Raw genomic sequence first — 12,897 nt, 5'->3', positions numbered from 1 at the left:
TACTCTGTTATTAAAGATATATAAGTATTTAAAGTCTGGTCTTATCTTTTGAAATAATAAACACGCTAAAACCATTTACCAAATTTAACTTAGTGTATTTTTTTAAAATTTTTTATAATCAAAAATACTTTTTAATATATTGTAAATGAGGTGTTTAAATCATAGTGTATTTGCTACAATATGTAAAAAATTATGTTTTAAAACTCGTTTTTGTGCAACATAAGTCTTTACCTTTGCTCCACTAACTAACTTATTGTTATGAGCAAAAAGAAACTGCAAACGCCAGATTTAAGCTATTTAAATCTAGGCGAGAACATTGCTGTAAAGTACCAGTTGTCTCCAAAAGAGTTGATTGATGAAGCATTATTAAATAAAGAAGGTACAATGGCGGCATCGGGAGCGCTGGCCATTGATACCGGTAAATTTACCGGACGTTCGCCTAAAGACAGGTTTATCGTGTGCGACAGTATAACCGAAGACCAGGTTTGGTGGGGAGATGTAAACATTAAAATCAGTCCTGAAAAATTTGACCAGTTATTCAATAAGCTGACCAGTTACCTTAGCGACAAAAAAATCTATGTACGTGATGCTTCGGCATGTGCTGATCCGGATTATGCAATATCCATCCGCATAATTACTGAAACAGCTTATCAGAATCTTTTTGCTCACAATTTATTCATCCGTCCTGATGAAGATGCTTTAGTAGGCAGTCCAGAGTGGACGATTATTGCCGCTCCGTGCTTTCTGGCCAATCCTGCTGTTGATGGAACCCGTCAGGAAAATTTCTCCATCATCAATTTCACTAAAAAAATGATTTTGATCGGTGGAACAGGTTATACAGGCGAAATTAAAAAGGGAATCTTCTCCGTGCTGAATTTCATTCTTCCAGTATATAAAAATACACTTTCTATGCACTGTTCGGCCAATGTAGGCAAAGATGGAGATACTGCCATCTTCTTCGGTTTGTCTGGAACGGGTAAAACCACTTTGTCTGCCGATCCCGAACGTGGTTTAATCGGAGATGATGAGCATGGCTGGGGTAACGATTCCGTATTCAACTTTGAGGGTGGCTGTTATGCAAAATGTGTTGATTTAACAGCAGAAAAGGAACCTCAGATTTTTAAGGCGATTAAATTTGGCTCATTATTAGAAAACATCAACTTTTTCCCAGGAACAAAAGATGTTGATTACTCCAATATTGATAAAACAGAAAATACGCGTGTAGCTTATCCTATAGATTATATTGATAATGCTATCCTGCCATCTGTTGCCGCAGTGCCGAAAAATATTTTTTTCCTAACCGCTGATGCATTTGGTGTATTGCCTCCAATATCAAAATTAAACGTAGAGCAGGCCATGTTTCACTTTATGAGTGGCTATACCGCTAAAGTTGCGGGAACTGAGGCTGGTGTTACTGAGCCTCAGTTAACGTTTTCTGCTTGCTTCGGAAAAGCTTTTCTTCCATTGCATCCTTCAAAATACGCTGCTTTACTCGGCGAGAAAATGAAAAAGCACCAGGTACACGTTTGGCTGGTAAATACAGGATGGAGTGGGGGAGCTTACGGTGTTGGTAAAAGGATGAAATTAAGTTATACCCGGGCAATGATCAAAGCTGCATTAAACGGGGATTTAAATCACCACCATTATAAACAACATCATGTGTTTAAATTAATGATGCCCCTAATTTGTCCGGGTGTGCCAGATAATATTTTAGACCCTTCTAAAACATGGGGTAATCAGGAAGAATATTTTTTAAAAGCTTATCAACTGGCAGATGCCTTCTCAGAAAATTTTAAGCAGTTTGAACTGACAAAAGTACCAAAAAGCAGACACGAAGCGTTAAAATTATGTTAAATGCACTTTAAAATGCATTTTTTGAACGAAAAATTTGCAATTCGATTTTTTTTTAGTTTTTATTGTGAAAGAATTGCCTCGGCTGGGGCAATTTTTTTGTTATACACCTATGGTGAATTACCGAAACAAAATTCTAAGTAACGATTTAATTGCTTATTGATTTATTAATTTGTAATTTAAAATCAATTTATAAATTTGTTTTTCGCAACAATTTCGGATATGAAACGTTGAGTGTTGTACAAAAGAAAAAAAACAGCTAAAAATTAAAAACAAGAACTAAAACTAAAATTTCAAAAAAAATGGCAAACGCACCAAAACCAACAACTGTTAAAAAAGAGAGCTCTTCTAGTGCTTCAAATGTATTTGCAACATTCGTTATTCCAATTTGTATTATCATTGGATTCTGTGTTTGGAGATTCGTATTCGGAGAAGGAAGTAACTTTATCGATGGTGACAGAGAGAAATTACCATTACCTGGTAACTATCTTGGAACAGCTTACAAAGGAGGCCCTATCGTAGCAATCTTAGTTGGATTACTATTAGTGGTAATTGTATTCTCTATCGAACGTTTCATCGTTATTGGTAAAGCAAGTGGAAAATCTAGCTTAGATACTTTCATCCGCAAAGTACAAGGTTTATTAAGCGCAGGTAACATCGAAGCTGCAAAAGCTGAGTGTGATAAACAACAAGGTTCAGTTGCTAACGTAATTAAATCTGGTTTGAAAAAATACAGCGAAGTTGAAGCTGATACCAACATGGATGTTGAGCAATCAATTGTTGCAATTCAAAAAGAGGTTGAAGAAGCTACAGCTTTAGAAATGCCAATGTTAGAGCAAAACTTAACCGTAATTGCAACTTTGGTATCAATCGGTACATTAGTAGGTTTATTGGGTACAGTAACAGGTATGATCCGTGCATTCGCCGGTTTAGCAAACTCTGGTGCTCCAGATCAGTCAGCATTAGCGGTAGGTATCTCTGAGGCATTGATCAATACTGCAACAGGTATCTTGGTATCTACTGTGGCAATTATCATGTACAACATCTTAACTTCTAAAATTGACAAGTTAACATACGCAATCGATGAGGCTGGTTTCAGCATCGTTCAAACATACGCTAGTTCGCATAAATAAGAATTTTGAAAAAATTTTTACCGGCTTTATGGAAAACCGGAAAAAAGATCATCATTATTAAAAACTAGTAAAAAATATTATGCCTAGAATTAAAGTTAAAAGAACAAGTACAGTAACAGATATGACGGCCATGTGTGATGTGGCATCATTGTTACTTACTTTCTTCATCTTAACTGCTACAGCAAGGCAACCAGAACCACTAGCCGTTTCTACACCTTCCTCAACGTATGAGTTTAAGGTACCCGTAGAAAACAATGCGATATTAACCATTGGGCAGGGGAAAGTTTTCTTTGAAGTAGCAGGGGTCAAAGTAAGAGCGAAAACATTAGAACTAATGGGCGAACAGTACAAAATATCGTTCACTCCGTTAGAAATACAACGCTTTTCTTCGATAGGAAGTTTCGGTGTTCCGATCCAGAGTTTAAAATCTCTTATTGCCTTAAATGGTGCTGATCGTATGAAACCAGGGGTTCAACCTGGAATACCTTCAGATTCGACTGACAACCAGTTGAATGCATGGGTGTTGAACGCCCGTAGAGCAACTAAAGAGATTAATAATCAGGATATGCGTATCAGTATTAAAGGTGATGCAAAAGAAGAATATCCGGTAGTTAAAAAGATTATTGATGTACTTCAGAAACAAAGTGTAAACAAGTTTTTATTGGTTACCAACTCTGAAGCTAAAAAGAAATAAGAAATGGCAGAATTAAACACAGGCGGGAAGAAAGCCACCCCAAGAGTTGATATGACTCCGATGGTGGATCTAATGTTTCTTTTGGTAACATTCTTTATCTTAACAACAGTAATCTCTACGCCACAAGCGATGGATATTGCAAAGCCGGATAAAAACGAAAAGGTACCTGAGAACAGATTGGAACTGAAAGCAAGTAAAACAATGACTATTTTATTAGGTAAAAGCAATAAAGTAGCATGGTACATGGGAGTAGCTGGCGAAAGTGCCCCAACCATCGAATCTGGTTCACAAATCGAAGATGCTATTGTTAAAAATAGAAAAGCAGCTGACGCCTCAGGCGTTGCTGGAGACTTTGTTGTACTGGTAAAACCAACATCAGGTTCTACATTCCAAAACTTTGTAGATATGATGGATGAGTTGGAAATTCTTAAAGTTAAGGTTCGTCAGATCGACGATGATAACATCCTTGATAATGAGAAACAGTTCATGAAAGAAAAAGGAATTTTATAATCAGTAAAACCAATTTTATGTCGAAGTTAGATATATTCAGAAAAGAATGGCTTGAAGTGGTTTTTGCAGATAAAAACAAAACCTATGGTGCGTATCAATTGCGTAAAAGTAATGGTGCAAATACCACCAAAGCCTTAATTATTGGATCTATTATCTTCCTTGTATTATTTTTCTCTCCAAAAATCTATAGCCTTATCAAAGGTTCAATGGATCAACAGGAAGATCAGGTAAAAGCACAGGAAGTAATTTTAGCTCCACCACCACCAGTGGATCCCAAAACTCCACCGCCACCACCGGTAGAGCCACCGCCACCAAAGGTAGATCAGGTGAAAATGCCACCTCCAATTGTAAAACCCGATATCGAGGTTCGTGATGAACCACCTACGGTTGAAAAATTGAAGGAAGCTGATCCAGGTCAGAGAGATATCAAAGGTGATCCAACTGCAGAGATTAATATCGCTGAACCAGTAGGTGAAGGACCAAAAAGAGAAGCTGCCGTTGCGGTTGATGATAACAAAGTTTATGACTTTGTTAGTATCGAGAAACAACCAGAATTCCCTGGAGGTATAGCTAAATTTTATGGCTACTTAGGTAAAGCAATAAAATACCCGCCAATGGCACAGGAGAACAACGTTCAAGGTAAAGTGTTTTTATCTTTCGTTGTTGAAAAAGATGGTAAATTAACAGATATCACAGTTACCCGTGGTTTGGGTAGCGGAACTGATGAAGAAGCCATCCGTGTATTAAAAGCGAGTCCACGTTGGAATCCAGGTATTCAAAATGGTAAGCCTGTAAGGGTAAAATACAACATCAACGTTAACTTTACATTGAACTAATAGTAGATGTTAAATTTTGATATTTTTAAGCAAAAATCGCCTAAACAGCGGTTTTTGCTCATTTTAGGCCTTATCATGTTTGTGTTTTACGTGGTATTGGGTTTGGCATTCATATTTTATGAACCTATTGCACTTCGTTTAAGCACTATTCCGGAATGGGGTCGTATCGCAATTGGTATCTTCTTAATTATTTATGCTTTTGTAAGACTTTTAAGCCTGGGTAGGCGCGATTAATCATTTCAATGAAAAATTTCCTTTTAATATTTTGTGTACTAGCTTTACTCGTATCATGCAAACGTAAAAACAAGACAGATGCAGTTAAAGAAACCAGAACAAGTGGTACTTTAAAAATATTGGTTGATGAAAGTGTTGGGCCGATAGTTCAAGATCAGATCAATATTTTTGGTTTAGATTACCCGGATGCAAAATTTGAGGCGACAGTTAAACCTGAAGAAAAATTATTACCTTCATTCCTGAATGATAGCGTAAGGGTAATTGTTTTACCAAGGTTATTAACTAAAGCAGAAGAGAAGTATTATAATCAGCGTAATATTAAGATCAACTCTTCGCGTTTTGCTATTGATGGTATTGCTTTAATTACAAATCAGGGCAATATCGATAGTACAATTAACGTTAATGAGGTAATTGATATCTTGCAAGGGAAGAAATCAGATAAAAAACTGGTCTTTGATAACGCTTATTCTAGTACCTTTCAGTATTTTAAAGAGTTGGCCCATATCAGCCAGTTTCCAGCTACGGGTGTTTACTCAAAAAATTCAAGCAAAGAAGTAATTAAACTTATTGCAGAAGATAAAAATTTTATTGGTATTTTGGGCGTGAATTGGATCACAGGAAAAGATACAGAGATGAGCGAATACCTTTCGAAGATAAAAGTATTAGGGGTCAAGAATGTAAAGGGAAAGGTAGGAGATGATCAGTTCTATAAACCAACTCAAGATAACCTGATTAACGGCGTTTATCCTTTCTTAAGAAATATAAATATTATAGATTGCGAAGGAAGAGATGGTTTAGGCACAGGATTTGCAACATGGTTAAGAAGTCAGAGAGGACAACTGATTGTACTTAAATCCGGACTTGGCCCACATAAGTTAATGCCAAGACAAATTAACCTGACTAAAGGAAATTAAATTAAAATTTATAAATTGAACCACGAAGTAAATCTAAAGAGACACTTCATTTTTATTAAATAAAAAACAGAATATCCGATGAAAATTTTAAAGAAAGCAATAACCTTAAATGTAGGTTTGGTGTTGATGGGTTCTGCAGTTTTTGCTCAAGATTTAAATGACGCGAAAAAAGCCATCGACGCGGAGCAGTATCAAAAAGCATCATCAATGCTTAAATCATTGGTGAGTTCAAAAGCTTCAGATGGTGATAATTATTACAATCTTGGCTTGGTTTATTTAAAAACCGGTTATATCGACTCTGCAAGAGCTGTATTTACCAAAGGTATTACTGCAGATCCGAAAAACAACTTAAACCTAATTGGTTTAGGTGAAGCAGATATGTTGTCTAATAATCCAACCTCTGCGAAAACAAACTTCGACAAAGCTGTTGAACTTGATAAAAAGAATTACAAAACTTACCTGTATATTGGTAAAGCTTATTTAGCACAGGATAAACCTAGTGATGATGTATCAAAACCTGATTTCACTAATGCTTTAGCTAACATTACTAAAGCAGACGAATTAGATTCTAAAGATAAAGATGCTGAAGTTTTCCTGGCGCAAGGCGATGCCTATGCATTACAAAAGAAAAATTCTGAGGCATTAGGTCCATACATGCGTGTTGGTGATATTGATCCTAACAACAGAAGAGCTAAAACGCAGATTGGTAAAATGTATAAAGAATCCAGGGCTTTTCCTGAAGGTGAAAAAGAATTACAGGATGTAATTGCTGCTGATGCAAACTATGGCCCTGCTTATCGCGAATTAGGTGAGTTATATTTACAATGGAGTAGCTTTGGTACAGATAAAGAAAAAGCAGCAAAAGCGATTGAGAATTATAAAAAGTACATGGATTTAACAGATAAGTCTTTGGAATCTCAATTACGTTATGCTCAATTCTTATTTTATGCAAAAGATTTCAAAACCTTAGAACAAGTAGCTACTGCATTGCAGGTTCCTGCAAATGATCCTAAAGGTAACATTGTTTCAAGGATGAAAGGTTGGGCAGCTTACGAAAATGGAAACTATCCTCAGGCCTTAACCAGCTTAACTGATTTCTTTGCAAAAGAAAAAGATAAAACAAAGATTTTAGGTAACGATTACCTGTATTTAGGTAAAGCACAATTGAAAGCTGGTCAAGATAGCTTAGGTGTTCTTAATATTATAGAAGCTGCTAAAATGGATTCTACTAACGCTGATGCCTTAGCTGAAGCCGGTTTAGCTTTGTATAAAGCCAAAAAATATGGTAAGGCAGCAGAGATTTATACATTAGCAATTAAGTACAATCCAAATGGTAAAGGCTCGTTAACCAACTATTACTACGTAGGTCAAACAAGGTTCTTGGAAGGTTATTTTGCTCAAAAAGATAAAAAACCATTAAATACAGCTGCATTGGTTGAGGCAGATTCAGCATTGAGTCACTTAAATAAAGTTTCTCCAGAATTTGCTTTAGGTTATTTTACAAGAGCGAGAATTGCTAACTTGTTAGAAGATAAAGCTAATCCAAAATATGCTTCTATTCCATATTTTGAAAAATACATTAGCTTAGTTAAGCCTGAAGAACAAGCGACAAATAAAACAAACCTTGTAGAATCTTACGATTATCTTGGTGCTTATTACGCTGATAAAGATAAAGCAAAAGCTATAGATTTCTTAAACAAAAGTATAGCGCTAGATCCACAAGGCCCTTTTGCTGCGGCTAAGCTTAAAGAGTTGCAGTCACCTGCAGCTGCTTCAAAGACAAAAGGTAAAGGCAAATAATTTAAAAAGTTAAATAATTTAGAAAAGGCAGAGTTTGGTTAGTCTGCCTTTTTCTTTTACTTTTGCATCACAAAATAATAATTATGCAAGCTCAAAGTTCATCTATAGATTTTTTACCAATTATATTTCAAGTAATTGTTGCTCTAGGTTTTGTGGTAACCACATTGGTAGCTACTCACTTTTTAGGTCCAAAACGCAAAACGAGTGATAAGTTAGAAACCTTTGAAGCAGGTATAAAATCAGTAGGTAATGCCCGCCAGCCTTTCTCTATCAAATATTTTGTAGTAGCTATCCTATTTGTACTGTTCGATATAGAGGTGATCTTTATGTATCCATGGGCAGTTAATTTCCGTGCATTACGGATGGATGGAATGATTGAAATGTTCATTTTCATGGGTACATTATTGCTTGGTTTTATCTACGTAATCAAGAAAAAAGTTTTAGACTGGAACTAATCAAGTTCAAGTTATCAGTTCATAATTGGCCGTTAATAGTTCCGGGTTTAAAACTGTAAACTGAAAATTGCCAGCTGAAAACTGAAATGTGTATCACTTACACTAACTTATGGTTGTTTTAATTATTTAGAAAGGTTCTAAATCAAGTAAAGCTAGTTTATTTGCCTTTAAAATATTGTAAATTTGTTGCTCATTCTGCAAAGGGATGAGCATTTTTTGTTTATAAACATGAGTGAAATTAATATAGTTGATGCGCCTCCAGGAATTGAAGGATCTGGCTTTTTTGCCACTTCTCTTGATAAAGTGATTGGTTTGGCCCGCTCAAATTCATTATGGCCATTACCTTTCGCAACTTCTTGTTGCGGAATTGAGTTTATGGCAACCATGGGTTCTCATTACGATTTAGGTCGTTTCGGTGCTGAACGTTTAAGCTTTTCTCCACGCCAGGCAGATGTTTTAATGGTTATGGGTACTATCGCTAAAAAGATGGCTCCTGTATTAAAACAGGTTTATATCCAAATGGCAGAGCCACGTTGGGTAATGGCGGTTGGTGCCTGTGCAAGTAGTGGCGGTATTTTCGATACTTATTCCGTATTGCAAGGTATTGATGAGGTTATCCCTGTGGATGTTTACGTTCCGGGTTGCCCGCCAAGACCTGAAGCTATTTTAGATGGTTTTCAGCGTATTCAGGATTTAGTGAAAAGCGAATCGGGCAGAAGAAGAAATTCTGATTATTACAAGGAACTTTTAGGTCAATATGGCATTAAATAATGGAAGAAACGACACTAAATAACGATATCCACGTTAAGCTAACTGAAAAGTTTGGCGAAAAAGTTACTGCCGTTTCTGAGCCTTATGGTTTACTAACCTTTGTAACTTATAAAGATGTGATCATCAATGTGCTTTCGCATCTTAAAGAAGAATTAAAATTCAATTTCCTTACTGATATCACAGCAGTTCACTATCCAGGTAAAGACCACGGTATTGCTGTTGTTTACCATCTGCATAACATGGTAGAGAAAGTCAGGGTCAGGATTAAGGTTTTCATTTCAGAGCAAAATCCAACTATCCCTACAGCGACAACCGTTTGGAAAGGTGCCAACTGGATGGAACGCGAAACTTACGATTTGTTCGGGGTTAAATTTGAAGGTCACCCGGATTTACGCCGTATTTTAAATATGGATGATTTAGGTGTTCACCCGATGCTGAAGCAATATCCATTGGAAGATCCGAACAGAGTAGATAAAAAAGACGAATTTTTTGGAAGGTAAACTATGAATCATAACCATCCGGTATTTACAGATAACGACCCGCAAAGTGAGCTGGTAACCTTAAACTTAGGTCCAACGCACCCTGCAACACACGGCGTTTTTCAAAACGTTTTGCAATTAGATGGTGAACGTATTGTAAGCGGCGTTTCTACCATCGGGTACATTCACCGTGCTTTCGAAAAGATTGCCGAGCATCGCCCATTTTATCAGATTACCCCACTTACAGACCGTTTAAACTATTGCTCTTCCCCTATTAATAATATGGGATGGCACATGACGGTTGAGAAGTTGTTAAATATTCAAATGCCGAAACGTGTAGATTATCTTCGGGTAATCATTATGGAACTTTCGCGTATTGCCGATCACATTATCTGTAATACGATTATTGGTCAGGATACGGGAGCTACTACCACTTTCTTATACCTTTTTCAGTTTCGCGAACACATTTACGAAATCTTCGAAGAAGTTTGTGGGGCACGTTTAACAACAAATATTGGACGTATTGGTGGTTTCGAAAGGGATTTCAATGATATCGCATTTGCTAAAATCGATAAGTTTTTAAAAGAGTTCCCTAAAGCATTAAAAGAGTTCGAAAATCTGTTAACACGTAACCGTATTTTTATTGACAGAACGGCTGGTGTTGCAGAGGTAACTAAAGAAACTGCTTTAGAATATAGCTGGACGGGTCCGTTATTACGTGCTACTGGTGTAGATTATGATGTTCGTGTAAGCGATCCATATTCTTCTTATCAGGATTTCGATTTTGAGGTTCCGGTAGGCACAAGTGGAGATATTTACGACAGGTATTTAGTGCGTAACGAGGAAATGTGGCAAAGTATCCGCATTATCGAACAAGCGCTTGTGAAGTTAAAAACAGAACCAAAAGGTATTTTCCATGCCGATGTTCCTGAATTTTACCTTCCTCCAAAACAAGAAGTTTACAATAATATGGAAGCATTAATCTATCACTTCAAAATTGTGATGGGTGAGATTGATGCCCCAAAAGCAGAAGTTTATCATGCTGTAGAAGGCGGAAATGGTGAATTAGGATTTTATCTGATTAATGATGGAGGCCGTACACCATATCGTTTACACTTCCGCAGACCAAGTTTTATAAACTACCAGATGTTTGCACCAATGAGCGAAGGCATGTTGTTGTCTGATGCCATTATCAACATGAGTAGTATGAATATTATTGCAGGAGAATTAGATGCTTAAAGTAGAAGAACAAACACCTGTAGTGTTTTCATCAGAATTGCTGGCCAAATTTGATGAAGTTAAAGGCCGTTATCCGGCAGATAAAAGCAAATCAGCATTGTTGCCACTTTTGCACCTGGTACAGGCTGAATACCTTTGGGTAAGTACACCAGCGATGGATAAAGTTGCCGAATATTTAAATATTCAGCCAATTGAAGTTTATGAAGTGGCCACATTTTATACCATGTACTTTTTAAAACCACAAGGTAAATATGCTTTAGAGGTTTGCCGTACCGGCCCTTGTTGCCTGGTTGGTGCCGAAAAAATATTAAGCCACCTGGAAAACAGGTTAGGTGTTAAAGAAGGTGAAGTTACTGCCGATGGTTTATTCAGCTTTAGAGGAGTTGAATGTTTAGCTGCCTGCGGTTACGGACCGGTGTTGCAAATAAGCCCGGAATATACTTTCTACGAAAACCTGACTGAAGCAAGTGTAGATAAATTGATTGAAGATTTGAAAAATAAATAAGATTTGAGAAACTAGATATGAGATATGAGAATAGGCAATTGGTCTAAAATCTCATATCTCACATCTCATATCTATAAATAATGAGCCGTAAATTACTACTTGAGCATATAAATGTACCGGGCATCAATACACTTGAAGTCTATCGCCAAAAAGGCGGGTATCGTGCTGTGGAAAAAGCCCTGAAAACTTTAACACCTGAAGAGATTGTTGAAGAGGTTAAAAAATCAGGCTTACGCGGTCGCGGTGGTGCGGGTTTCCCAACGGGGATGAAATGGAGCTTTTTGGCTAAACCTGAAGGTGTTGCACGTTATTTGGTGTGTAATGCTGATGAGTCTGAGCCAGGAACTTTTAAAGACCGTTATTTAATGACTTACATCCCTCATGCTTTAATTGAGGGAATGATTGTTTCGAGTTTCGCTTTAGGTGCAAAGGTTTCTTATATCTATGTACGCGGCGAAATGATGCCGCAGATCCGCATTTTAGAAAAAGCAATTGCTGAAGCTAAAGCTGCCGGATGGTTGGGCAAAAATATTTTAGGAACAGGTTACGATTTAGAATTATATGTTCAGCCAGGTGGTGGCGCTTACATTTGCGGTGAGGAAACTGCTTTGTTAGAATCGCTTGAAGGCAAAAGAGGTAATCCACGTATTAAACCACCATTTCCGGCAATTGCAGGTTTGTATGGTTGTCCAACTGTGGTGAATAATGTTGAATCGATTGCTGCTGTTGTTCCAATTATCAATGATGGTGGAGATGAATATGCTAAAATTGGTATCGGTAGAAGTACAGGTACAAAATTAATATCTGCATCCGGTAATTTGGTGAAACCAGGCGTGTATGAAATTGAATTAGGTTTACCAGTAGAAGAGTTTATTTATTCAGACGAGTATTGTGGCGGTATTGCCAATGGTAAACGTTTAAAGGCAACGGTTGCAGGTGGATCATCTGTGCCTATCTTGCCTGCTAATTTAACCTTGAAATATGCCAACGGCGAACCTCGTTTAATGAGTTACGAATCGTTATCAGAAGGTGGATTTGCTACCGGAACCATGATGGGTTCTGGCGGTTTTATTGCTTTTGATGAAGATCAGTGTATTGTTCGCAATACCTGGAATTTCTCCCGTTTTTATCATCATGAAAGCTGTGGACAATGTTCGCCTTGCCGTGAAGGTACTGGATGGATGGAAAAAGTGTTGCATAAAATCGAACATGGTCATGGTAAAATGGAAGATGTAGATTTACTGTGGGATATCCAACGCAAAATTGAAGGTAATACCATTTGTCCATTAGGTGATGCAGCAGCCTGGCCAGTAGCCAGTGCAATCCGTCACTTCAGAGATGAATTTGAATGGCACATTAAAGAACCTGTTAAAAGCCAGAGCCAAAATTACGGTATTGCAAATTATGCAACACCGATTGAAAAAGCTCCGGTAGCGGAAGAGAAATAAGATCTTAAGGTCGCAATTTGCGATCTTA

The 12,897-nt window shown here is 37.2% G+C and carries 14 protein-coding genes; all 14 read left to right on the top strand.

Annotated features, from left to right (window positions below):
• Positions 1–258: 258 nt before the first annotated feature.
• The 14 genes from pckA (at position 259) to nuoF (ending at position 12,869) form a co-directional block, all read left to right on the top strand.
• The gene (gene pckA, locus KYH19_RS18205) at positions 259–1,854 is read left to right on the top strand and encodes a phosphoenolpyruvate carboxykinase (ATP) (protein WP_219076128.1); all 1,596 of its coding nucleotides are present in this window, start codon (positions 259–261) and stop codon (positions 1,852–1,854) included.
• 299 nt (positions 1,855–2,153) lie between these two features.
• Positions 2,154–2,984, top strand: coding sequence for a MotA/TolQ/ExbB proton channel family protein (locus KYH19_RS18200; protein ID WP_132398845.1), 831 nt, complete (start codon positions 2,154–2,156; stop codon positions 2,982–2,984).
• A 79-nt stretch (positions 2,985–3,063) separates the two neighbouring features.
• Positions 3,064–3,678: a biopolymer transporter ExbD gene (locus KYH19_RS18195; protein WP_132398847.1), complete on the top strand. Its 615-nt coding sequence runs from the start codon at positions 3,064–3,066 to the stop codon at positions 3,676–3,678.
• A gap of 3 nt (positions 3,679–3,681) precedes the next feature.
• Positions 3,682–4,188 (top strand): biopolymer transporter ExbD, encoded by a 507-nt coding sequence (locus KYH19_RS18190; protein ID WP_121284287.1) that lies wholly within the window; start codon positions 3,682–3,684, stop codon positions 4,186–4,188.
• Between the two features lie 17 nt (positions 4,189–4,205).
• Positions 4,206–5,024, top strand: a complete 819-nt coding sequence (locus KYH19_RS18185; RefSeq protein WP_219076127.1) for an energy transducer TonB — start codon at positions 4,206–4,208, stop codon at positions 5,022–5,024.
• 6 nt (positions 5,025–5,030) lie between these two features.
• On the top strand, positions 5,031–5,258 hold the full coding sequence (locus KYH19_RS18180; RefSeq protein WP_219076126.1) for a hypothetical protein: 228 nt from the start codon (positions 5,031–5,033) through the stop codon (positions 5,256–5,258).
• Positions 5,259–5,266: 8 nt separating this feature from the next.
• Positions 5,267–6,172 carry a PstS family phosphate ABC transporter substrate-binding protein gene (locus tag KYH19_RS18175; RefSeq protein WP_132398853.1) on the top strand — a complete coding sequence of 302 codons (906 nt, stop codon included), beginning with the start codon at positions 5,267–5,269 and terminating at the stop codon, positions 6,170–6,172.
• A 78-nt stretch (positions 6,173–6,250) separates the two neighbouring features.
• Complete coding sequence (locus KYH19_RS18170; RefSeq protein WP_132398855.1) at positions 6,251–7,972, top strand: tetratricopeptide repeat protein; 1,722 nt, start codon at positions 6,251–6,253, stop codon at positions 7,970–7,972.
• Positions 7,973–8,055: 83 nt separating this feature from the next.
• Positions 8,056–8,427 (top strand): NADH-quinone oxidoreductase subunit A, encoded by a 372-nt coding sequence (locus KYH19_RS18165; RefSeq protein WP_219076125.1) that lies wholly within the window; start codon positions 8,056–8,058, stop codon positions 8,425–8,427.
• Between the two features lie 228 nt (positions 8,428–8,655).
• Positions 8,656–9,198 carry an NADH-quinone oxidoreductase subunit B gene (locus KYH19_RS18160; RefSeq protein ID WP_057931427.1) on the top strand — a complete coding sequence of 181 codons (543 nt, stop codon included), beginning with the start codon at positions 8,656–8,658 and terminating at the stop codon, positions 9,196–9,198.
• Positions 9,198–9,698, top strand: coding sequence for an NADH-quinone oxidoreductase subunit C (locus tag KYH19_RS18155; protein WP_132398859.1), 501 nt, complete (start codon positions 9,198–9,200; stop codon positions 9,696–9,698). Before KYH19_RS18160 ends, KYH19_RS18155 begins: the two co-directional genes overlap by 1 nt.
• Before the next feature lie 3 nt (positions 9,699–9,701).
• The gene (locus KYH19_RS18150; RefSeq protein ID WP_219076124.1) at positions 9,702–10,916 is read left to right on the top strand and encodes an NADH-quinone oxidoreductase subunit D; all 1,215 of its coding nucleotides are present in this window, start codon (positions 9,702–9,704) and stop codon (positions 10,914–10,916) included.
• Complete coding sequence (nuoE, locus tag KYH19_RS18145; RefSeq protein ID WP_219076123.1) at positions 10,909–11,421, top strand: NAD(P)H-dependent oxidoreductase subunit E; 513 nt, start codon at positions 10,909–10,911, stop codon at positions 11,419–11,421. Before KYH19_RS18150 ends, nuoE begins: the two co-directional genes overlap by 8 nt.
• Before the next feature lie 80 nt (positions 11,422–11,501).
• Positions 11,502–12,869 carry an NADH-quinone oxidoreductase subunit NuoF gene (gene nuoF / locus KYH19_RS18140; RefSeq protein WP_219076122.1) on the top strand — a complete coding sequence of 456 codons (1,368 nt, stop codon included), beginning with the start codon at positions 11,502–11,504 and terminating at the stop codon, positions 12,867–12,869.
• Positions 12,870–12,897: the final 28 nt, after the last annotated feature.

Origin of the sequence: Pedobacter sp. D749 (genome assembly GCF_019317285.1) — a bacterium.
Taxonomy (GTDB): Bacteria; Bacteroidota; Bacteroidia; order Sphingobacteriales; family Sphingobacteriaceae; genus Pedobacter.
Note: the sequence above shows the minus strand (reverse complement) of the source record. Positions and strands in the feature narration are given on the sequence as shown.

Coding starts and splice junctions, on each gene's coding strand:
- KYH19_RS18185 (WP_219076127.1), top strand. CDS start 4,206: ATGTCGAAGTTAGATATATTCAGAAAAGAATGGCTTGAAGTGGTTTTT.
- KYH19_RS18170 (WP_132398855.1), top strand. CDS start 6,251: ATGAAAATTTTAAAGAAAGCAATAACCTTAAATGTAGGTTTGGTGTTG.
- pckA (WP_219076128.1), top strand. CDS start 259: ATGAGCAAAAAGAAACTGCAAACGCCAGATTTAAGCTATTTAAATCTA.
- KYH19_RS18155 (WP_132398859.1), top strand. CDS start 9,198: ATGGAAGAAACGACACTAAATAACGATATCCACGTTAAGCTAACTGAA.
- nuoF (WP_219076122.1), top strand. CDS start 11,502: ATGAGCCGTAAATTACTACTTGAGCATATAAATGTACCGGGCATCAAT.
- KYH19_RS18200 (WP_132398845.1), top strand. CDS start 2,154: ATGGCAAACGCACCAAAACCAACAACTGTTAAAAAAGAGAGCTCTTCT.
- KYH19_RS18165 (WP_219076125.1), top strand. CDS start 8,056: ATGCAAGCTCAAAGTTCATCTATAGATTTTTTACCAATTATATTTCAA.
- nuoE (WP_219076123.1), top strand. CDS start 10,909: ATGCTTAAAGTAGAAGAACAAACACCTGTAGTGTTTTCATCAGAATTG.
- KYH19_RS18195 (WP_132398847.1), top strand. CDS start 3,064: ATGCCTAGAATTAAAGTTAAAAGAACAAGTACAGTAACAGATATGACG.
- KYH19_RS18180 (WP_219076126.1), top strand. CDS start 5,031: ATGTTAAATTTTGATATTTTTAAGCAAAAATCGCCTAAACAGCGGTTT.
- KYH19_RS18190 (WP_121284287.1), top strand. CDS start 3,682: ATGGCAGAATTAAACACAGGCGGGAAGAAAGCCACCCCAAGAGTTGAT.
- KYH19_RS18175 (WP_132398853.1), top strand. CDS start 5,267: ATGAAAAATTTCCTTTTAATATTTTGTGTACTAGCTTTACTCGTATCA.
- KYH19_RS18160 (WP_057931427.1), top strand. CDS start 8,656: ATGAGTGAAATTAATATAGTTGATGCGCCTCCAGGAATTGAAGGATCT.
- KYH19_RS18150 (WP_219076124.1), top strand. CDS start 9,702: ATGAATCATAACCATCCGGTATTTACAGATAACGACCCGCAAAGTGAG.